The sequence below is a fragment of the Bacillus sp. GB_SG_008 genome (genome assembly GCF_052038115.1).
Lineage (GTDB): Bacteria > Bacillota > Bacilli > Bacillales > Bacillaceae_G > Bacillus_A > Bacillus_A rhizoplanae.
In genome coordinates, this window is record NZ_JBPZSK010000003.1 from 733,365 (window position 1) to 754,298 (window position 20,934).

Sequence of the window (20,934 nt, forward strand, 5' to 3'; positions counted from 1 at the left end):
TTATCCCCCACCTATCTTCCTTGATTCTCTCTGAATCTTGAGGTGGGGGTCTTACTGCCCGTTAATGCGGGATAAATCGTTCTTTTACTTTTCTTAGGTTGATGAGCATGGGGTTATCCCCCTTTTTCTTCAAAAATAAAACAGATACAAAACTCATCTTACTTATTACCGATACTATCACATATTTCTTTTGCATAATCGCTCATTTTATGACACAATAGTTATAACATTCTGATTATTTATTTTGGAGGGAATTTTCATGGGCGTATACACACTAACAGTTTTCGAAAAAGACGGTTCCAAAGTACTAGACGAATCATTTGAGGCTGCGACTGAAACAGAAGCAAAATCAAAAGGCGAAACCCTTTTACGAGAAAAACAATTGTATGACCACACACACCGCTGCACATCTTCAAGCGGAAAGCTTGTCTTATTCCAGCGCTAAAAAAAGAAGCGTCTGACCGCTTCTTTTTCACACTATATCTTCTTCACACCACAGAAACACAACTTCTACGATTCGATTACCTAATCGAACGCGCTTATTCCACATTCCTGCTTGAATAAGGCGCTTTAACTCATCCTTCATTTTATCCGTCCAATCAAGAATACTCTCTCTCTTATCGTACGGATAAATACTTGGAAACTCTTCATGCAAGAGACGCAAACTTTCCGCATCCAGATGAAAATGAAAAAAATAATTCGCAGTAAGAGAAGGCTCCTGCAATTGTAAAAACTGGTGGTCAATTTGCTTTTTATTACGATAAAACGTAAAAATATTGACCTTCCCACTCGTAATCTGATCAATTTGAATTTCGTGCTTTTCAATAATCACGCTGTTCAAGCCAACTCCCTCTAAACCATATAAAATCATATTAAACCATATAAAATTATATAATATTTTGTTTTTCTTAGGTTTCTTGAGGTAAAGAACCATTGGTCCGACCCTCCATTGGATTAGGGTCTAGCACAACACCTGTGTCTTTCGGTCTCGGAAGCACACCACAGGGCTGGAGTTACCAGGGCTATCTATATTCCCGTATGACAATCCTTCCATCGGAATTTTCACAGTTCTCTAAGAAACTTGTTCATACAGAAATATACACTTAAAAGTTTTATTTTAAAAGGGGACATCCATTATCTTGTAACTTAGTATCTCTTTGAAGTACATTCCATTTTTGTAGATTCCTATATCTTTCAACTCTTTTTTTGTATCATCGAACCATTTTTTCACTTTTTTCCAATGTTTGAAGAGATCCGATACCTTCTGTCCCTTTTTTACTTCCTTTGTAAAAAGGACTGACAGAAGTTCCTTAGGAATTTTTTCTTCAAAACCCATCCCTCTACGAGCCAACACAAATGCAGCTGCTTGGTGAACGGATAAGCCATATTGTTGTTGGTACTTTACTCGACCTATAAAGCTAGAATAATAAGCATCTACTTCAATTAAAGCAATGTTTTCTTTAAAAGAGATAGAAAATAAAGACTTAATTATATTACGAAAAGAAAAATTGTTTGCCATTCGATTGAACGATTTTCTTCCACATGATTGTAAAAACTTCAGTTTTTCAATTACAAGGGTATCTACTCCAAATGAATGGATCCATCTCATGACTTCATACAATGTTTCTTGTATGATAAAATCTCGTTTATTTGCAGATACGGTATTGATATTATGCATCCAAAACACTCTAGAAGCACGGAAGTTTCCTTTTTCATGAATAATCGTCACAGACAAATTATCTGGGTTAATATCCATTCCTGCAACACCTTTTGAAAAATCAGGTTTTGTTGTCATTTCTTCTTCTAAAGTTAAATGAACTTCGTATCTGCCATTTCTTCGTTTTAAACGAATCGAATAAGATTCACCTGTTTCCAAATAAGAAGCGATGTTACATACAAATTTTTCAGGAAAACGAACGGTAAAACGCAATCGATCGTTTCTCTTAGAACTCAACGGATTCAAAATAGCGATTTCGAAAAGGTTTTCTTCTACATAACTTAATTTTATATTTTCGTTTCCGCCTTTAGACTTTTCTCCACGAGAATAAAGAGAGTCACTTCTAGATTCACGCCATTCTTCTTTGGTGATTTTCCCTTTTTTCAAGAGTTTCATTCGTTTTTTTGTTCCATCCACCATTTTAGGAACAGTTCCATTATCAATATGATGTTGATAATAATTACGCTGTTTTGTAAATGTTTTGATTTTGGATTGTTTATATAAAATCCTTTGCTTCGTTCGAAGTATTTGTTCTTCATTTTTATGTGTGCGGGATTTTAACTTCTCGATTTCTTGATGTAATTTTGCAATCTTCATATCATTTTGCAAAACATATGTAGGAAGAAGTTCTTCTTGTGAAGAAATAGAAGCTTCCGCCTCTAAAAAGGAGTCTCTCATGTAACGAGAGTTTGGAATGAACAATTGTTTTGTTTTTTCTACAACTTCTTTACGAGCTTTCCCTTCGAAAATTCGTTCACGAGAATATCTTTTGGAAGATAGAAATTTACGCATTAACTCATCCAATGTTTGTGTTAAAACTGCATCTGGATGAATAAAAACGCCTGTATATGTTACTTGTAAACGATCATTCTTCTTTGACATGAGAGATTCACCCTCCGTACCGAACTTATGTTCTTTTTAATTTTACAAAGTTTCGAAGAAAAATACAATAGACTTAGAAAAAATATTTCTGAAAAATCACAAAACAATACGTTTCAATATTGTTTTATACGATTTTGTACAGTTTTAGGTTAACTATTAACACTCCCTCAATGCATACTACTTTTGGTATATATGTCTTTAACCAAGAAGTTGACCACTTTCATTTGGAAATTCATCATTCATAATTTTCCCATCTTCAAAATACAATTAGAACAACTCAAAAGTAGAAAGGAAGCAATCATATGCATTTCGGTAGCAAAGGTTGGTACGTAAATGAGTTAAAAAAATTAGGTATCCGTTACTATGAAGGTAGAAAACTAGAGTCATATCGTACGCATATTTTGGCTGGGTTGTTAGAGAAGGCTAAGAGGCAGTCGGCTTAATGTAAAGAAGCTCCTTCTTAAGCGGAAGGAGCTTTTTCATTGGAATTCTTATATCTTCAATCATTTCTAAAATATGACCGGGTACTAGTTTGTTATAAACTGACATCGCAGCTCCTCTCTTTTCACTTTTTCCATCACACAAAAATCACCTTGTGAATTTTAGATAAAGTATGCTAAATTGAACTCTTATTTTTTACCGCAACTATCGTCTAAATCATACTGCTTTGAGATTAGTTGATTACGAATTTTATCTAATTGTCCACTTATTGATTTTTTTATCTCATTACCTGTACGGCTTTCAAAACTTTGATTTAATTCTACGGCCTTTCCTGTTAATTCTTTACATACATCATGAAATAAATCATGATTTTTCCGAAGGATATATTGCTCTTCATCTATAATTTGATTTACTTTAAACGATACTTCTGTTTTTAGAAACGTTCGTTGCATTTCTGTTTCCAAATGTTTTTTTGCAGCTTGTAATTCGTCTATAACATGTGTTGCAACATCTTTTGTAGCATTTTCAATTTCCTTTTCAATCTTTTTAATCTCCCCTATAAAATCTACCACGTTATCTCCTCACTAATCCTGTAAAGTTAGTCGCTAATTCATTATCTTTATCTCGTAATGATTTTGCTGCATAAGCAATATCTTCTCCCAAATAGCCTAAATCTCTTTGTTCTTTTCGCAAAAGATAAATTAACTCTTCTGCCAAATCCACATCATAAAAATAATCTCTTCCGTTTCTTCTTGCTTTGGCGATCTCAGCAATCGCTTTGTCTACATCATGCTCACTTAACAAATGATATTTTCCGCCTGAACCTGTCTCATGCTTTAATTTTCTCTTTAACTCCATAATCGCTTCTTCTTCTCTTCTTTGAAATTCTTCTATATTTCGTGCAATGTCTAATAATTTATCGCTTATTGCTTGAATATCTCTTGCTTGTCTAATAATTTCTTCGGGTTCAAATTTTAATTGAACACTTCCATTTGAGTGGAACATACCCTCAAATGTATTCATCGGATGTTCTCCCATGAATACTACAGCAAGAATTTTATCTAAATTCCCATTACCTTTTACTGTATATTGCTTTCCGATTATAGGTGCTCCAAATTGTGCAAAGTTTCCTACTGCATCTTTCCTATGTGTATAATCAACAACCTTATGATCCATCTCTCCAGAATCTGCACGTTTCTTCGCCTCTGGACTTAGTAATCGATATATATTAGGTGCGGCATATGTAGTTGCATAAAAGTTCCGTTCTGTTGCTACATATTGGGCTAATCCAGCACCTAAACTATGGCCTGTCGCATGAACAAAAGTTGGCTGATATTTTTCATTTACTTCATCTACCCAATTTATTGCAGTATCGAATTGTGTTTCCTTATTTGATTTTTCTAATTGCGTGGGATATACACCATTTCTTTTCACTTGAAGATTCTTTTGATTTCCGAGAAAAACTTGATTAGTGTCTGCAGTTAAATCGCCATCAAATTTACCAAACTCTGTTCCACGAAATACGAATGTAATATTTTCATAGTGTAATTTATTCTCTTTATATTCCTCAGCGGGTACTACTGCAATAGCTTGCAAACCATTTTTTACCTTTTGACGATCTGTATTGATAGATTCTATGACTCTCCAAACATTACCATTATTGCCTTTAATCTTTTCTCCTTTGTGTAAATATCGATCATCATAAACATAGTCAGCTAATTTAAAATAATCTTTATCGGTCGCAATTGGATTTTTTTTGAAATTACTCATATGTTCCAACTCATTTCATGGTATATTTTAACTATCTTCAAATATAAGGAGATTTCCAATGAAAAAGAAATTAATTGTAATTTTATCCATTTTTTTCATTATATCAGGAGGATATATAGGAATGAAGTACTTCAAACAAAAAGAAATTGAAGACCAATTTTTGAAAGAACAGAAAACCAGAATAGAAAAGTATATTCGTTATAATGTTAAAGACGTGGAATCTATTACTTTCACAGAATATAGTGTAAGTCCGATGGGCGTTCCTCATATAAACGGATATATAAATAATGATCAAGAGTTATGGTTTGATGCTAGTGTAGTCGGTTCTAAAAACTTTGAAGATGATTTTTCATCTTCTGGAGAATTATATGATAAATACACAAAGAAACCTGAAAAATCCGTATCTGAAATTGAAAAAGAAGAGAAAGAAAAGAAGCATGAGTAGTCAAAAAGGACTACTCTTATTTTGTACAACATATTTTAGAAGAAAATTAAAATAATTGCACACCCTCCAAATGCCATTATCACTATAAGCTATTCATAAGCCGTTCCAAATAAATCATAAAACCACATATCAATGTAACTATGTAACAACCTAAAATGGATAATATAGTTTTATCCCCTATTATAGAAAATACTCTATATTTTTACTTTATGGTTTATGACAACTTCACATTCAACACGTATACTGCTGCTGGTACATACTGCATGAACGATCCTCAAGAAAGTGTTGACTGACGATACAGTTATTTCATTTGTACGGATAACAGAGCAGGGTCGTTACATTAAACATGAAGGAATATTGAAATCAGTGACGAATTGTTCGAATGAGTAGTGATAGTGTCGGCTCTTCCATAAATTTTTTAGGAGATGATTGATTTGAAGTTGTTGCAAATAAGACTTTTGGTCAAAGATTTTAAGAAAAGTGCCATGTTTTACAGAGATTTATTGGAGTTTCCAGTTAGTTGGTACGAGGAAGACATGGAATATGCGCTTTTCAATAATGGAGAGACGAAAATTGAGCTTGTATCTCGAAAAATGATGGCCGAATTGGTCGGAGAGGGAAATAAGCCTTTAGAAGTTGAGTCTCAATCAAGATTCTTGCTTCAATTTGAAGTTGAAGATGTCGATAAGACTTATAACCGGTTCAGAGAAAAAGGAATTGAATTTGTTAATGAACCGCACGATCGTAAGGAATGGCGATCACGTATTGCACATTTTCGCGATCCTGATGACAACTTAATTGAAATATATAAAATGCTATAATTTGATTGGTCAAAATGAAATTTTATAATACTAAACACCTTTAATCACACAGTTCGATTTATTTGAACTGTGTTAATTTTATTTGTGAGAGTATAATTTTTATGGTAAACGAACAAAAAGGACGGTGTTTTTGTTCGTATTTCTTCTATGTATTCTTTTTCATTTAAAGTTCTTGTTGTAAACTGGCATCGCAATTCCTCAAATACTTTAATTCTATTATTTTACCACACAAAATTTACCATTACCCTTGAAATACATATATGATATCCGCAGAAAAATCCACAATTTCCGCAAGTAAAACAAGCTTTCCTTTTCATACTCAAGCATATACTGTTAAAAATTCTAAAGGAGCATGTTCACATGTATTACGGAACTAAAGGCTGGTACGTGTACGAGTTGAAAAAACTTGGGATTAATTATTATGAAGGACGGAAGTTGGAGAGTTACCGGGCGCATGTTTTGCGGAACTTGTTGTTGAAAGAACAGGAGGAAAGAGAAAAAGAAGAAAAAGAAGATAAATAAGACCTCTACGTCGACGGCGTAGAGATTAGAGGGCACTCATATAGATCCAAGAGAAACCTTAAGAAATTAAGGTTTTTTTCTATAGAATTGAGGGTTTCCTTTTATTGTCTAGACAGCATTACCAAGAAATGTTATATTACCATTTTATAATTATTATTAAGCTAAACAAGGAGGAACCTTGCATGCAATGGTATTTACAAGCATTTAAAAACTATGCAGGATTTCAAGGGAGAGCTCGTCGTAAAGAATACTGGATGTTTTTCCTTTTTAACTTCATTATCACTATTGTAATGGAGATCCTTGCGGCAATGTCAGGTGTATTTTTAATACTTTTCTTACTTTATGCTGTCGCAATCATATTACCATCCTTAGCCGTTGGTGCCCGCAGATTGCACGATACCGGAAAAAGCGGATGGTGGCAACTGCTGAGCCTTATTCCTTTCGTTGGCGGTATCGTTCTCATTATATTCTTTTGCCAGGATAGTGAAGAATACGATAACAAATATGGCCCATACCCTAAGTTTAAAACGAACTAATGCTATTATTCTAACTACATAAGCAAATAAATAGCCCGTGAAGATTTTCTTCATGGGCTATTTCTCTTTTTCTTTTATTTGTGGTACAGTTCACCGTAATTAACCGTAAAGTGAAACTTCCGGGGGGATTTCTTCATCCCCCACTGACGGAAAGCCCGCCCAATCGGGCACATGCCAGCAGTTATCCATCACCTAGCTTCTTTGCTTATCTTTGAATCTTGAGGTAGGGGTCTTACTGCCCACGAATAGCGGGATAAACGAGAAATGACTTGAGTTGCTACATGTGTAGCCTCAAGTCATTTTTCTCTTTACTGGATGATTAGTCCCAAAATCAGGCGATGGTTCGGTATTACTAAAGTGGCTGTCGCTGGTCTATACTAATCTACCATTTAAAATTACCTGTGCCCTTATCTTCTGCTTCTTCCGCGCCATTGATCTTTATTGGCTTACGGAAGTTTGATTTTGGTTCAGGCATTTTGCTGTTGGCGCCTTTGATGCTTTTCCAGATAGCTTCGTTAAGCAGCGGTTCAGACGCGCTGTCTGAGACCTCAAGATTCATTTGGGCTGATTCAGCGGCCATTGGAGCGTTCTTTGGATTTAGCTCGTCAAGTGACTGCTTTGGAACGATCGCCTTATAAGGGTTATAATTCGGCTTATCTGTAAAGCTATTTACCATCGGAGTTGCTGCTGCGTCAAATTGTGTCATCGGCGGTACTCCAACAATCAATTCCATCGTACGCAGCATGGAAGTGGTCGTATAGAACGTGGAATCCACCTTACCCGTTTGCGTATACGGACTAATTACAAGAGCTGGTATACGGTGAGCGTCAACATGATCGGAGCCATTTTGCGCATCGTCCTCGGTAACGAAAATTGCTGTATCCTTCCAAAATTCGGAGTTCGAAACAGCTTCTACGATGCGGCCTAACGCCAGATCGTTATCCGCCACCATCGCTCTCGCAGTCGGTTTACCTACTGATGTCCCTACGGTATGGTCATTAGGCAATCGGAGAAACTGGACAGTTGGCATCTTGCCTGCCTCTTCAAAAGTCTTAAACTCTTTTAACCACTCATCCGCTCTCTTCTGGTCTTTGATATTCAAACCATCGCCCGGGTAAGCAGCATCTGTTTTTGCTTGCAACTTCGGCATCGTAGAAGGCGCTATGCCGTTTCGAGCATAAAATCCGTAATTACGATAGTCGATGCCAGCTTGATCCAGACTATCCCATAAATAGGCATTATCAACATTATCGCTTGGTGCCGTAGAAAGCTTGTTTTCGCCTTCCCAATCATAATCACGTGCCCGTCCGCCGTACCAATGAGGCCAAGTCTTTTGCGTATACGAATTGGCCATAGCTGCCGTGGACCAATTCCAGCCATCTGCCGAAACATCGGCATCCGCATAAAAATTGTCGATCGTGACGAATTTGCGGGCCAAATCCCGATGATTCGGCGCCGACTCATCCCCGAACAGATTCAGGCTTGGATCCCCATTTCCTTTTTCCAAAGAACCAAATACTTGGTCATAAGTACGGTTTTCCTTCAATATATAAATCACATGCTTAATCTCGGAGGAATCCCCGACATGACGAGGAATAACTTGCTTCGCCTCATTTGAGTTGATGCGAACCTTGTCCCGTTCATTAAACCCGTTGTTCTCAACCACCTGCTTTGTATACTTGTTAAGCTGCCCTTCGTTCGGCACATCAATGATGGAAAGTGTTCCTTTCATCATCGATGAGGTTTTTTGATCATCCGGAACACTCTTTTTAATAGTAGGATCTGGGCCATTCGGGTTTGGGCCGGCTCCGAATCCTTTAGCGTTGGCCACAAACAGCTGCTCTCCATCCTTTGAAATCTCCACTGCAGACGGATACCAAGCGGTTGGAATCATCCCCTCGATCTTTCCATGTTTCGTATCGATGACGACTACATCGTTATTACCAGCGTTGGCCACATAGAGTTTCTCTCCATCCTCAGAAACGGCCATTGCGTTGGGACTGCTTCCCTCTTGTGCACCTTTGTAAGGAGAGAGATCAATCGTTTGTTGCACCTTGCGTGTCTTGGTGTCAATAACAGAAATGCTATCGCTATCACTGTTGGTAACATACATAAGTTCTCCATTTGCACTTAACTTCATAGCGCTCGGATGGGAACCGACTTTGATCTGATCCACCGCTTCTCCTGTTACCGTATCGATGACCGAAATCGTATTCCCGCCCCAGTTGCTTACATACGCAAATCCACCGTCATTGGAAAGCTTAACAGTGTAAGGATTATGCCCGACCGGAATCGTTTTGGTAACCTGTCCGGTTTGGACATCAATGATCGACATGGAATCATTCAGGTTATTGGCCACGTACAGGAATTTACCGTCCTTTGAAATGTCCAGTCCCCCCGGGAAGAAATCTACATCTTTCGGTAATACAATCGGTTGCTTTTCCGTTAGACGCTGTCCCTCCACATCATAGACGCGAATCTTTTGGTTGCCTCCGGTAGTAGCATACACATGTTTACCATCAGGACTATAAGTGACACCCCAAGTCAGGGATTCTGGATATTTGTACTCCAGAGTTTGAATAACTTCCCCGCTCTTCACATCAACGACCATTATGGAATGGATAGATTGTCCACTGTTAGCGTACAAAATGGTTTTTCCATCCGGGCTCATGACTGAAGCGAACGGTTTATCACCCAACTTCACTTGTTTTCCAGCAGGCGTGATGGTCCAACCGTTTGCTGGTTTTTCAATTTGTGCTCCCCAAGGGAATTGGTTATAAGCAGCCAAAGCCGCTGTTCCCCCACCGAATGTCAAACTTACAGCCATAGTTACCCCAATCCACTTCTTCCAATTCTTTTGCATATTCTCACTCCTTACCAAGATTTTGTATGTGCAAAACTACATAACTTGTTCAACTTCCACGATTTTTCCTGAATCAAGTGCTGACTTCCGATTCATCCATTCATAAATGATAGGGATGATAAACAAACTAATGCATGTTGATGTGAGCATGCCCCCTACAACCACAATTCCAAGAGTCTGTGTCACAATCGTATCCCCCCCGGACGTAAAACATAGGGGAAGAACCGTTAAGATGGTTGTACCCGCTGTCATTAAAACGGGACGAATCCGTGTCAGTGTGCCTTGCAGTACGGCATCTCGCGGAATCATTCCTTCCTTGAGGTTCCGTTCAATTTTATCCACAAGTACGATTCCGTTAGTCACAACAATTCCGGTGAGCATCAACAGCCCGACAAAAGCGCTCAAATTCCACTCTTTCCCGAATAGAATCAGCCCCCAGACGGAACCAATCAGGGCTAAAGGGATGCAGACGAGAACAGACATCGGAACCTTCCAGCCTCGGAAAAAAGTACTGACGATAAGGAGAACTAACAGCGTCGATATCCCCAACGCGATAGCCGCTTCGACCACCATTTGCTTCACCTGTTCCGAAATCCCGCCAAAGGTATACGTAACTCCCGGCGGCATTTGCACATCCTTCAAAATGTGATCCACTTGGTCAGTGACCTCTCCCACATTCCTTGAGATAACATCAGCCGATACGACTGCAAAAGGACGCCCATCCCGTTCACGGATAACCGGATTGCGAAAATTGTGCTGAAGGGTTGCCAACTTGTTGAGAGCGACAACGCTTCCATCCGCTGCAGTAAAAGTTTCATTGGCCAATGCATCAATGATGTTTTGTCCCGGCAAGACGGTAGCATCCGCTGCCACAGGTACGGCTTCCACTGAAGTGACCGCATCATTTTCCAGGATAATCGGAACTTCCCCAGAATTGATTTGGACCGAGATCTTTTCCCCTTGAGAAAGATAAGGCTTGATCCTCTCTAGGACATCCTCCATTTTAATTCCAGTACGCTGAAGCTCGTCTCGATTGATGTTTAATAGATAAATAGAGTTGCTGTCATCATTATCCGCTGCCCCTTCCACACTTAAGCCCTGTACTAACTTCATCTTGCTTTGGATAACTCGCGCCTGTTGTTCCAGCGTAGCGGTATCCGCTCCTGTAAGGATCACCTTCAACCTCGAGTCGTCTCCGGCGATATTCATATTTGTGACCGTAAACAACGCTTTGCTCGGGATCGCTTTGACTTTTTTGGTCAGTGCTGCTGAATAAGCTTCCACATCTGTTCCCTTTTTCACCGCGACTGTGATGTTGGCTACATTATTGCGTGGAATCCAGCCTCCACCTTCATCAAACACATCGTCAAATTGCGGTAGAAAATTGGAGCCGATCGTAGCCGAAAAGGTATCAATAGCAGGCTCCTTGCCTAACACATCTTCAATCTTTTTCACCTCAGCATTAACCTGGGATAGGGAACTATTTTCCGGGAGCTCTACCTCAATGTTGATTTCCCCCGAGCGTCCCATTGGCAAAACATTGGTGGGCAGGAGCAGTGCTGCAGCCACTGTAACAGAAAAAATCCCTGCACAAACCGCTGTCACTGTCTTCTTGCGTGGCAGTGCCCAACTAAGCATACGGTGAAGAATGTTTTCCATCCGTTTGCTGTCCCCCTTGAGGGAACCTTTATTCAACCAAAATAGCGATAGACCCGGTATCACTACTAGCGACACTACCAAGGAGGTTACTAGCGCGATCACCACCGACCAGGCGAATGTTGAGAATGCGGCACTAATCATCCCTCCAACTAAAGCGATAGGGATAAACACAGCCACCGTTGTTGCCGTTGAGGAAACAATCGCTGGAATCATTTCCTTAACAGCTCCTGCAATGACAGGAATCGTAGCCTTTCTTCCAGTCTCCTTCACCCGACGATAGATATTGTCCAAAATAACAATTGAATCATCGACGACCCGGCCCATCGCCACCACCAAACCGGATACAGTGAGCATATTCAGGGTAATGTCCATTGCCTTTAGAAAGCCGGTTGTCACCAAGAAACAAATTGGCAGCGTCAAGGCGATCAGCAATGTAGCCCGAACATGGCGAAGAAAAGCAAAAACACAAATCATGGCAAACAAACTGCCCAATACCCCTTCCTTTAGCAGACCAAAAAGAGACTTTTGAACTTGAGCCCCGTAATCATAAAGGATGTTCATCTGCACGTCTTCGGGCAGTTTCGCCTGGACTTCATTCACCCGTTGTTTAATTCGATTCGATACATCTGTCACATCGGAGGAGGGCGTTTTCAGCACATCGATAAGGACGCTCGGTTTACCGTCCGTTCGCGAAATCGTCTTTAGATCTACCATGCCTTCGGATACATCGGCCACAGAGGAGAGATTTACCGATTTGCCCTCAGCATTGCTTATCTTTATCTGCTTCAGCAGCTCAGGATTGATAGTCTCGCCTGTTACTTGAATCGGAATTAGAGCCTGCTGACTCTGAATCTTTCCTTTCGGCCATACCGTATTGGCGGAAGACAACGCTTTCTCAACGTCTTTCAACGTCAGCCCGTTTTTTTTCAATTCATTCATGCGGACCGTTACAACATAACCTTTCTGTCCTGTCCCCGTAAGGCGTACTTCTTTTACCCCCGGAACATACTCCAGCTCCTTTGCTACCTTTGTTTGGATTTCTGTGCGAAGCTGTTTCTCGTCGGTCGCTGTCCCTTTACTTACTAATCCGATTCTCATCATAGGAAAAGAGTGAGTACTGACTCTCGTGACCACCGGTTTTTCGACTCCTGCTGGAAACTGATAACTGTTCAAGGCTTGAATAATCTCCTGTTCCGCCTTTTGCACATCAAAATTGAGCGGAAAATAAAGACTGGCAAACAACCCTCCATCATAGGAGTTGGTTTCTAGATATTGAAGCCCATCTATTCCTCTCACAGCTTTTTCCACCGTACTTGCAACATCGCTTTTCACCTGATTGGCATCAAAGTTCTCCGCCCTTACCGTAATCATCAAGGTCGAATTGTTAATGGCAGGCATGTAATCACGCTGCATTTGATAAGCTGAAATCCCGCCCCACAGCATAATCAGAAGGATCGACATTATAACCAGCACAGAACGTTTCGTTACTGCTTCTATCAATCGTTCCATCGTTTTTTATCTCCTTCTTTAGCATGTAGAATATCGTCTGCTACCTTTTCCGTTCCGCTCTTTTCATTTTTTATTCGCTCTTCCTTTGTTGCCTTGTAAAAAATTTTGATTAAAAATACGCTATGAACGTTGATTTATCAACAAGACTTCGTTTTACCCCGCATTAACGGGCAGTAAGACCCCCACCTCAAGATTGAGAGAAAAGCAAAGAAGAAAGGAGGGAATAACTGCCCGTTAATGCTCGATTGGTGAGAGCTTTCCATCAGTGTGGGATGAAGAAAACCCCCACTGATGGAAGTTTCACTTTATTTTTTGAAAAAAGGTTGATCAAAACCCCTCTGATGTTTCAGACCATATAATTTAGAATAAAGTTCGAGAAAAAATGTTCATAAGTCTTGTTTTATCAACGTTCTTATAAAATATGTACTGTATTTAAATCAATCTTTTTTATAAACGGTGCAACTTTATCACAAACGGTCGAGCTTTATTTTAAATCCCCCCTTCAGAATCAAATTTGCTTTTCTGTTTAATCGTAAGCGACAAAATTTAATAGAGCGTAAATTCAATGTAAAATTTTCGTAATCTTGTGGAAATGATAGAATAACGAGGATTATCAATGGGGCACACGACCATTATGCGTTGAGTTCATCAGTATAGGTCTGAATTAGACAAGCGACTCGTCGTCATCTAAAACATACAAATGATTCATGAAGAGTATACGAGACGTATATTAAAGTAAAACAATTGCCAAAATGATGGAATCTACTTTGCGCTTTCTGGTATAGATACTTCTTCTATCTTGCTACATAAGTAGATAAATAGCCCATGAAGATTTTCTTCATGGGCTTTTACTACTCAAAAACATATGTCAACATTTACTTCAAATGCTTTTCTTATCTTACTATTCATTTCATCAATAATATATCATTATTTAATTCTAGTACTAACTCTAACTATTTTTTTACTTCTTTTACAAATTCCCATGTTTCTCCTTTATCTTTTGATTGATAAAGTGCACTGCTATCGCCATTATAGTCCCCATCTGCTCCTTGTCCAACTAACATATTAAAAACTCCATCTTTCTCATAAGGCATACCTGGAGAATCAAAAGGACTTATTATAGACTGTGTAGTATCTAATTTCACTTCATGAGGTGGATAATTTACCTTTTTAAAAGATAGGCCCCCATCATCTGTACGGTATAACTCTCCCTCAGTACCAGAAGGTCTAACTGCTCCTAAAAATCCAAGTTTATCATTTATAAAAGTTATTCCTGATACACTACCAATTCCTCCAATGAATGGGTCTGTATTTATAACCTCCCATGTTTTACCTCCATCAATAGTCTTGCTTAGTGAATAAAACGTACTTCCTAGTGCTTTATCTGTCATATTTAGTTTATAACCAACTTCTTTTGATAGGTAAAACTGTTCCTTGTTATTCGTTACATCTTGTTGCTTCTCTTTAGAACTCTTTTGCTTTGGATTCGTATTTGGTTTACTCCAATTCGGATCACCTATTAAGTTATATCTAGCAGGTATTATCTCCTTCTCTTTTCCAGGGACAAATATGGATACTGTATATCCAATTATTTCAGTAGTTGCTTCTTCAAGCTTATGCTCCTTACCATCCTCATTAATATTAATAATTCCCTCTGTATTGTATCCCCAATTTCTTTTTCCATAATAAATTAATCCATACTTACTTTCATTCCACTTACTAACTGTTTGCTTAACTGGAATAGCCTTAACCGTTTTAATTAGAGGTTCTACTAGTTTATCATCATCATAATCAGGATTTGCATATCCATTTCGTATTACAGTAATATCTTGTGACTTCTTCTTATCATAGGCTATTAAATAAGTTTCCTCTTTCCCGTGAGCATTTTTCCCATAAACAAATGTATCAAATGCTGTAATTGTTCCATCTGAATTAAATGTAAGGTCGAAATCACTTGCCATATATAATTTCTTTGGCAAAGGATATTTTTTATTTATATCTTCAAAAATACCTTCTACTCCATATTGATATATGTTGTTATGTTCAAATTTAACTGATCTTTCATGTTTTAATCTTTCTATAAACCATGCAAGTTTGCCATTATAATTTACTGCACTTTTATAAATCTGCACCCCATAAAATGATGTGATTACAACAAGAATGATAATAGAAATGTATTTCCATGCAGTTAATTTTTTAGATTCATATTCTCTATCTTTTATAATTCTCATTGTAGTAAATGTAATTACAGATATAAAAAATACTACACATAATAATAAAATATAAATATTATAATTCATTCTTCCATACTTACAGAATGAAGCTAACTCATAACAAAAAATCCAGTATCCAATTATTAATATTGGGTTTGTTAATAATGATATAAGTATCTTTTTTGCATTTTCCCTAAATATGTAAATCACTCCTAATCAAATTTATTAATTTATATTTATCTATATTAAGTATACTTTGTTTTACCAAATATTTGTATAATCATTTGTTCATCCTATTACTTCATTGCATACGAATGAAAGTTAAAGTAACCAGAATTGATATAGTAATGAAAAGCAAATGAAAAAGTTCTTTTACACTTGAGGGTAGTTAACCTTCTTAAGTTGATGGGCATGTATTGTAACCCTTATTTACTTAGTTACCTATCGTACGATTGTGTGCGAAAAAAAAAGAAGATAATTCTCTACAAATTGAAATCTCTGGAACGGCTATATATGCAGAGGAGTTCCAAGTTTCGATTTAAAAATAGGAAAAAGTTCGGCATATAACCGAACCTTTTTCATCTGTTTATCACTTCAATAAAAGCTGTATTCCCATTGTTCCTAATTGTAGAATGGAATTTTTGATTTTCTAATGTCTCAGCAACTTGTTCTAATTTTTGTACATCATCATGATGAATGAGTAAACTGTCTGATCCACTTTCTTCAATGTGGATATGTTCAATATTACCAATGGCTTTGTGTATGGTTTGTAAAAAATCGGGTTTCATAAATAAGGCCTCCTATATTTACAGTTATTTGTTTCTATTATTTCCTTATTTATAAAAAATTAGGCCGGTTGATAAACCAATCTTGGTAATCTTGGTAATTTTGTTTTTTTAACTTGTATATGTCCTAACCATCAACTGACTCATTATTTTCAATAAGCATTTGAATTTGACAACTATACGATTCTGTATTAAAGAAATCATTAAATAACTCCACTTCGATGAAATTTTTAACTTTTACATTATGTTCTTTTACATATTTAATGATTTTATCTCTACGTTCCGCTTCATTCTCTTTACTATAGGCTAACGTTACATACTTTCCTTTTGGTAATACTTTTATATTTGGTTCAGTTTCCATATTCGAATTCCCTTGAAACCTACTAAAAACATACCTTGGTTCTACATTCCACTCTGAATTAACGCTATATATGATCCCTCTTTCCATTGACATTTTTCCATCTCTATCTTGAATGATTTTCTCTAAATCTGAATAATAAAGTAACTCCTGTAAACTCCCCACTTCTTTACATGGTGCTACAATTACATAACGCTCTTCCAAAGATTTAATAGATATTTCATCATTATTTAATATCGCTTTAGAAGTCTCTACCTTCATATGTAAGCTATCAATGGTTTTGATTACTTCTTGCATTTTATTTATGTTTTCTTCTGCTTCATCTCTTTTTAATTGTAAAAATTGCAGTAATTTCTCCGTATCACAATCCTTAAAAATCTCTTGAAGTTCTACTATACTCGTTCTTAACTCTCTACAGCTTTTTATAATATCTATGTGAATAAATTGATCTATAGAATAATATCTATAACCTGTTGTTTCATCAATATATCTTGGAATAAGAATTCCCATTTTGTGATAATATCTTAACGCTTTTATTGTAATGTCTTTCATTTTTGCAACTTCCCCAATAGAAAATAAGTTTTTCACCCGAATCACTTCCTTTATATATTTTCTTACATCCTTGTTGACTCTCCTCTTAGGGGAGACCTTATGATCATAATAAGGCATTTACAACAAAATACGAAATGAAAATTTACTTATGTAAAAGGGAGTTTATAGACATGGATCAAGTAATATATAGAAGCCTAGTTAAAGAAGATTATGAAGCAGTTAAAACATTGATTGGTGAAGCATTTGGCTTCAATGAATTTATTAAGGATAAGAAATTTTTAGATTCAATATTAAACATCTATCTACAAGGTTGTATTTTAGAAAGTTCATTTAGCAAAGTAGCAGAAAAAAACAATAAGATTATTGGTGTTATTTTGGGCGATTCAAAAAAAGACAAAAATCGTTTAAAGAAAGCCCATAATACTGTAAGTCTTTCCTATAGCATGCTTAAAGTACTCATGGCTAATAAGGAGAATAAAAAATCCATAAAAGAATTCTCAAAGGTTCAAGATGCATATAAAGAACTTATAAAAGAAAAAGAAGAGGATTTTCAAGGTTGTATACAGTTATTTATTGTATCAGGGGAATCTAGAGGTCTTGGAGTTGGAAAAGCTCTAATGAACCATTTATATAATTATATGAAAAGTATGGATGTAAAATCCTTATATCTATATACAGATAATAGATGTAACTATGGATTTTATGACAGTCAAAACTTTGAACGTATAAATGAAAAAGAAATTTATTTTGATTCAATGAAAGATAAACTTAATGTATTTTTATACTGTTATGATTTTTAACTAGTAGTAACAACCGTATCACTTATTTGTGATACGGTTCTACGTAACAGGGCAGACGGTCAACTTCCCGATTTCGTACTACTTCGGCTTCCCTACGACCAACCCAAAGAAAAACAAATCTATCAATTGATCTATACTCCTCGTTATGCGTTCTTGATTCGACGCTTCCCAATGCCGCCCCAGCTCATTTTTGTACATCGTGAAGTACAGCATAATTATCTCTTCTGTTTGATCTCTATGAATGTAGCCCTGTTGCTTTCCAATCGCGACAAACTTCATAAATAATTGCATGACTTTCCGCTCATTATAACTCTTCAGCCTTTGCATCAACCCACTCCCCTCAGAGAATGGGGATTTCTGAAAATTATCCGATATAATTTGTAAATTTTTAGCTTCCAGCAGCATGATTTCCTTCGTCTTTTCAGGAAAGGAACACGCTGAATCCAGAATCTTCTCATACTGCTCCAACTGTTTGTCCATCCAATTCATAAGCATGTCAGTATAGAGCTGTTCTTTTGTTCCAAAGTAGTTATAAATGGTAGAGGGAGAAACCTTCGCATTTTGAGCGATTTCATTCACGCTTACCTTTCGAAAACCATGTTTGGAGAACAATTCAAATGAGGAGCTGTATATCTGCTCAATTTTGTTCTGTTTCCGTCGTTCGAATCCGTTCATATTCTCCACCTCACTTGTAGTGTAGCTCAAGTTTTAGAGTAAATGCAGAAAATGTAAGTTTGTACCGGGGATTCGGATTTGCTCTAAGCAAAGAAACACAAATCGACAAGGTACCCGTATATTGTATGTTCTATCAGAAAAATAGTTCGGGCAACGGAGATTCCGAGATTTCGGCTCATTTATAAAATGGTTTTGAATTTCATGCTGATACATAAAAAAGTGGCCGATTTAATGGCCACTTTTACTAACTTGTATGCTTTCATCAAAAATTAAGGGAAACCTAAACTATAAAGGTTTCCCATTCTTTGTTAAAGTATGAATCCGTAGCACTATAACTTTTAAAGCGGCGGATTTTCCACTCCTAAATGAATCCAATCTTCCTTTGGTGGACCATAAACTCCAAATGGTTTTATTCCTGCTTGACGCATAAGAACTGTAACTTGTCCACGATGATGAACAATGTGCTTAATTAGCCCCATTAGGATCGTAGCGTTTGATTCCTGTCTTCCAAATGCTTCTTGTATTTGCTTTAGAGATTCATCTGTCCATTGTTCTTCAATAACTTTGGCTGCATCGAGACTTATATTTTCAAAGGTTTCAGCAATTTCCTTCGCTGAGGTTGGTACACGTTCTGCATTTTCTACTCCATCTATCTTCAAGCCGAAATGAGCTAAATACCCTGGAATACTTGTTGTAAAATGCCACGCAATCCTTCCCAAAGTACGACCTTCTGTATAAACTTGTTGTTGTAATGATTCATCTGTCAAACCATCCAAAACTTTTTGGGTTAGTAATGCTTCCCTATTCCATTCATTAATAAAATCTGAAATTGTTACATACATGAATAATTCCTCCTCAATCAAAATTTTTTGAAATACAGTGCAAAACATTCGTTTCTATATCTTAATTTCCCTGCTTGAATTAGAACAACTCATTGATAGAATTGTTTTTTTGTATGTGGTACAAGCTATAAAATGCTTTGCTCACTTTGATAGCCAAACAGAACATCTGTTCTCTATTTAACTATATCAAGAATTCAGAAAAACATCAAATAGATGGTAATCATTTAAGAAATTAAATTGGAAGCTGTGTCTGAGAGACCTTAGCTCGCCCGTTCGCTCCAACCTGCTTATTTCGTCATCATAACAATCCACTCTTCGGATAAAGTAAAACTTCCATCAGTGGGAGATTTTCATCCCACTCTTATCTTCTTTGACTCTCTCTAAGTCTTAAGGTAGAATCTTACTGCCCACTAATGCTGGATAAACACCAAAAAAAGCCATACAAGTTTGATAAATTTTTAAAGGCAGCCAAAAAGTGACAGAAAGAATCGGAGAAATTGAGAATAATCATTCTTGACTGTCAGCTAATTGTAAAATTGCAAAGGAGTGTTCCTTGATGACAAATAGTAGAATGAATCCTAAGGTCGATGAATTTTTAAATGCGGCCAAAAAGTGGAAGGAAGAATACGGGAAGTTGAGAAATATCGTTCTTGACTGTGAGCTAACCGAAGAATTTAAATGGATGCATCCTTGTTACACGTTTGAGAAAAAAAACATAGTTTTAATACATGGATTTAAAGAATATTGTGCGCTTTCGTTTCACAAAGGTGCCTTGTTACAGGATACTCATGGGATTCTAATCCAACCAACGGAGAATGTACAGGCGGGGCGCCAGATTCGATTCACCAATGTTCAAGAAATAGTTGAAATGGAAGCCATCTTGAAAGCCTATATTTATGAAGCCATTGAAGTTGAAAAAGCCGGTTTAAAAGTGAAAAAGAAAGAGCATAAAGAATTCATAATTCCTGAAGAACTTCAAAATAAATTCGATGAAATGCCTACTTTTAAAACTGCTTTTGAATCATTGACACCGGGACGGCAAAGAGCATACATTCTTTATTTTTCTCAAGCCAAACAATCCAAAACTCGAGAGTCAAGGATTGGAAAATATATCCAGAAAATTCTCGATGGAAAGGGATTAAATGATTGTACTTGTGGGCTATCTCAAAAACAGCCCAACTGTGACGGCTCACACAAGTCATTGGATAAGAAAAAATAATAATCAAACTTTAAGATATTGTCTCACTTTGCGTTCATTCGAAATCTTTTTAGATCGCAGGTAACATTCAATCAAATAATTTATTCGCGGAGTATAAACAAACTACCGTATAACAGGCTTACGCATTATCAGTTAAGAAAAGAAAAATACTGTACACAAAAGTGTACCCTTTAGCTTTTTGCTGAAAGATACACTTTTCTTGAACTAACAGGTGCTTTAGTTGAATAAGCCCATCTAAAAAAGTCGGTTCCTTAGCGTACAGGAATTCGACTTTTTTTAGATTGGCTTAGCGTACAAAATTTCCGAAATGTTGGCGGGACCCCAT

Annotated in this window: 19 protein-coding genes; 8 read left to right on the forward strand and 11 right to left on the reverse strand. The window is 37.0% G+C overall.

Annotation, left to right across the window (positions count from 1 at the left end; genetic code table 11):
* Positions 1-259: 259 nt before the first annotated feature.
* A complete protein-coding gene (locus ACTDJC_RS11405; RefSeq protein WP_154711722.1) occupies positions 260-445 on the forward strand; it encodes a YhzD family protein in 186 nt (61 codons plus the stop codon).
* 27 nt (positions 446-472) lie between these two features.
* On the opposite strand, the gene ACTDJC_RS11410 is transcribed toward ACTDJC_RS11405, so the two are convergent.
* Together ACTDJC_RS11410 and ACTDJC_RS11415 are read right to left on the reverse strand one after the other, a co-directional pair.
* The gene (locus ACTDJC_RS11410; RefSeq protein WP_098305908.1) at positions 473-832 is read right to left on the reverse strand and encodes a hypothetical protein; all 360 of its coding nucleotides are present in this window, start codon (positions 830-832) and stop codon (positions 473-475) included.
* A gap of 285 nt (positions 833-1,117) precedes the next feature.
* Entirely contained in the window at positions 1,118-2,599 is a 1,482-nt protein-coding gene (locus tag ACTDJC_RS11415) for a hypothetical protein (protein ID WP_440603443.1), read from the reverse strand.
* A gap of 302 nt (positions 2,600-2,901) precedes the next feature.
* Between ACTDJC_RS11415 and ACTDJC_RS11420 the strand changes: the two genes are divergently transcribed.
* Complete coding sequence (locus ACTDJC_RS11420) at positions 2,902-3,042, forward strand: YflJ family protein (protein WP_440603444.1); 141 nt, start codon at positions 2,902-2,904, stop codon at positions 3,040-3,042.
* 186 nt (positions 3,043-3,228) lie between these two features.
* On the opposite strand, the gene ACTDJC_RS11425 is transcribed toward ACTDJC_RS11420, so the two are convergent.
* Both ACTDJC_RS11425 and ACTDJC_RS11430 read right to left on the reverse strand, forming a co-directional pair.
* On the reverse strand, positions 3,229-3,612 hold the full coding sequence (locus ACTDJC_RS11425; protein WP_440603445.1) for a hypothetical protein: 384 nt from the start codon (positions 3,610-3,612) through the stop codon (positions 3,229-3,231).
* Position 3,613: 1 nt separating this feature from the next.
* Positions 3,614-4,810 carry a lipase family protein gene (locus tag ACTDJC_RS11430; RefSeq protein WP_440603446.1) on the reverse strand — a complete coding sequence of 399 codons (1,197 nt, stop codon included), beginning with the start codon at positions 4,808-4,810 and terminating at the stop codon, positions 3,614-3,616.
* 58 nt (positions 4,811-4,868) lie between these two features.
* On the opposite strand from ACTDJC_RS11430, the gene ACTDJC_RS11435 reads away from it, so the two are divergent.
* The 4 genes from ACTDJC_RS11435 (at position 4,869) to ACTDJC_RS11450 (ending at position 7,134) form a co-directional block, all read left to right on the forward strand.
* On the forward strand, positions 4,869-5,255 hold the full coding sequence (locus ACTDJC_RS11435) for a DUF1433 domain-containing protein (protein WP_440603447.1): 387 nt from the start codon (positions 4,869-4,871) through the stop codon (positions 5,253-5,255).
* A 434-nt stretch (positions 5,256-5,689) separates the two neighbouring features.
* Positions 5,690-6,076, forward strand: a complete 387-nt coding sequence (locus ACTDJC_RS11440) for a VOC family protein (RefSeq protein ID WP_440603448.1) — start codon at positions 5,690-5,692, stop codon at positions 6,074-6,076.
* Between the two features lie 360 nt (positions 6,077-6,436).
* Positions 6,437-6,598, forward strand: coding sequence for a DUF2639 domain-containing protein (locus ACTDJC_RS11445; RefSeq protein WP_253628820.1), 162 nt, complete (start codon positions 6,437-6,439; stop codon positions 6,596-6,598).
* Positions 6,599-6,780: 182 nt separating this feature from the next.
* Entirely contained in the window at positions 6,781-7,134 is a 354-nt protein-coding gene (locus tag ACTDJC_RS11450; protein WP_440603449.1) for a DUF805 domain-containing protein, read from the forward strand.
* A gap of 382 nt (positions 7,135-7,516) precedes the next feature.
* Here ACTDJC_RS11450 and ACTDJC_RS11455 read toward each other — a convergent pair whose 3' ends face one another.
* From ACTDJC_RS11455 to ACTDJC_RS11475, 5 genes are all read right to left on the reverse strand, one after another.
* Positions 7,517-9,997, reverse strand: coding sequence for a beta-propeller fold lactonase family protein (locus tag ACTDJC_RS11455; protein ID WP_440603450.1), 2,481 nt, complete (start codon positions 9,995-9,997; stop codon positions 7,517-7,519).
* A 36-nt stretch (positions 9,998-10,033) separates the two neighbouring features.
* Positions 10,034-13,165 carry an efflux RND transporter permease subunit gene (locus ACTDJC_RS11460; protein ID WP_440603451.1) on the reverse strand — a complete coding sequence of 1,044 codons (3,132 nt, stop codon included), beginning with the start codon at positions 13,163-13,165 and terminating at the stop codon, positions 10,034-10,036.
* Positions 13,166-14,118: 953 nt separating this feature from the next.
* Complete coding sequence (locus tag ACTDJC_RS11465) at positions 14,119-15,588, reverse strand: WD40/YVTN/BNR-like repeat-containing protein (RefSeq protein WP_440603452.1); 1,470 nt, start codon at positions 15,586-15,588, stop codon at positions 14,119-14,121.
* Between the two features lie 368 nt (positions 15,589-15,956).
* Entirely contained in the window at positions 15,957-16,166 is a 210-nt protein-coding gene (locus ACTDJC_RS11470) for a hypothetical protein (RefSeq protein WP_440603453.1), read from the reverse strand.
* A 124-nt stretch (positions 16,167-16,290) separates the two neighbouring features.
* Entirely contained in the window at positions 16,291-17,109 is an 819-nt protein-coding gene (locus tag ACTDJC_RS11475; RefSeq protein ID WP_440603454.1) for a MerR family transcriptional regulator, read from the reverse strand.
* Positions 17,110-17,243: 134 nt separating this feature from the next.
* Here ACTDJC_RS11475 and ACTDJC_RS11480 point away from each other — a divergent pair, with 134 nt between their 5' ends.
* Positions 17,244-17,873 (forward strand): GNAT family N-acetyltransferase, encoded by a 630-nt coding sequence (locus tag ACTDJC_RS11480; protein WP_440603455.1) that lies wholly within the window; start codon positions 17,244-17,246, stop codon positions 17,871-17,873.
* 78 nt (positions 17,874-17,951) lie between these two features.
* On the opposite strand, the gene ACTDJC_RS11485 is transcribed toward ACTDJC_RS11480, so the two are convergent.
* Together ACTDJC_RS11485 and ACTDJC_RS11490 are read right to left on the reverse strand one after the other, a co-directional pair.
* Positions 17,952-18,548: a TetR/AcrR family transcriptional regulator gene (locus tag ACTDJC_RS11485; RefSeq protein WP_098305886.1), complete on the reverse strand. Its 597-nt coding sequence runs from the start codon at positions 18,546-18,548 to the stop codon at positions 17,952-17,954.
* Between the two features lie 338 nt (positions 18,549-18,886).
* Positions 18,887-19,390: a DinB family protein gene (locus tag ACTDJC_RS11490; RefSeq protein ID WP_440603456.1), complete on the reverse strand. Its 504-nt coding sequence runs from the start codon at positions 19,388-19,390 to the stop codon at positions 18,887-18,889.
* Between the two features lie 556 nt (positions 19,391-19,946).
* On the opposite strand from ACTDJC_RS11490, the gene ACTDJC_RS11495 reads away from it, so the two are divergent.
* Positions 19,947-20,609 carry a DUF1801 domain-containing protein gene (locus ACTDJC_RS11495; protein WP_440603457.1) on the forward strand — a complete coding sequence of 221 codons (663 nt, stop codon included), beginning with the start codon at positions 19,947-19,949 and terminating at the stop codon, positions 20,607-20,609.
* Positions 20,610-20,934 lie beyond the last annotated feature (325 nt).

Excerpts from the sequence above, each read along its gene's own strand:
- ACTDJC_RS11405 (WP_154711722.1), top strand. The coding sequence starts at position 260 with ATGGGCGTATACACACTAACAGTTTTCGAAAAAGACGGTTCCAAAGTA.
- ACTDJC_RS11415 (WP_440603443.1), bottom strand. The coding sequence starts at position 2,599 with ATGTCAAAGAAGAATGATCGTTTACAAGTAACATATACAGGCGTTTTT.
- ACTDJC_RS11420 (WP_440603444.1), top strand. The coding sequence starts at position 2,902 with ATGCATTTCGGTAGCAAAGGTTGGTACGTAAATGAGTTAAAAAAATTA.
- ACTDJC_RS11430 (WP_440603446.1), bottom strand. The coding sequence starts at position 4,810 with ATGAGTAATTTCAAAAAAAATCCAATTGCGACCGATAAAGATTATTTT.
- ACTDJC_RS11435 (WP_440603447.1), top strand. The coding sequence starts at position 4,869 with ATGAAAAAGAAATTAATTGTAATTTTATCCATTTTTTTCATTATATCA.
- ACTDJC_RS11445 (WP_253628820.1), top strand. The coding sequence starts at position 6,437 with ATGTATTACGGAACTAAAGGCTGGTACGTGTACGAGTTGAAAAAACTT.
- ACTDJC_RS11450 (WP_440603449.1), top strand. The coding sequence starts at position 6,781 with ATGCAATGGTATTTACAAGCATTTAAAAACTATGCAGGATTTCAAGGG.
- ACTDJC_RS11455 (WP_440603450.1), bottom strand. The coding sequence starts at position 9,997 with ATGCAAAAGAATTGGAAGAAGTGGATTGGGGTAACTATGGCTGTAAGT.
- ACTDJC_RS11460 (WP_440603451.1), bottom strand. The coding sequence starts at position 13,165 with ATGGAACGATTGATAGAAGCAGTAACGAAACGTTCTGTGCTGGTTATA.
- ACTDJC_RS11470 (WP_440603453.1), bottom strand. The coding sequence starts at position 16,166 with ATGAAACCCGATTTTTTACAAACCATACACAAAGCCATTGGTAATATT.
- ACTDJC_RS11480 (WP_440603455.1), top strand. The coding sequence starts at position 17,244 with ATGGATCAAGTAATATATAGAAGCCTAGTTAAAGAAGATTATGAAGCA.
- ACTDJC_RS11485 (WP_098305886.1), bottom strand. The coding sequence starts at position 18,548 with ATGAACGGATTCGAACGACGGAAACAGAACAAAATTGAGCAGATATAC.
- ACTDJC_RS11490 (WP_440603456.1), bottom strand. The coding sequence starts at position 19,390 with ATGTATGTAACAATTTCAGATTTTATTAATGAATGGAATAGGGAAGCA.
- ACTDJC_RS11495 (WP_440603457.1), top strand. The coding sequence starts at position 19,947 with ATGACAAATAGTAGAATGAATCCTAAGGTCGATGAATTTTTAAATGCG.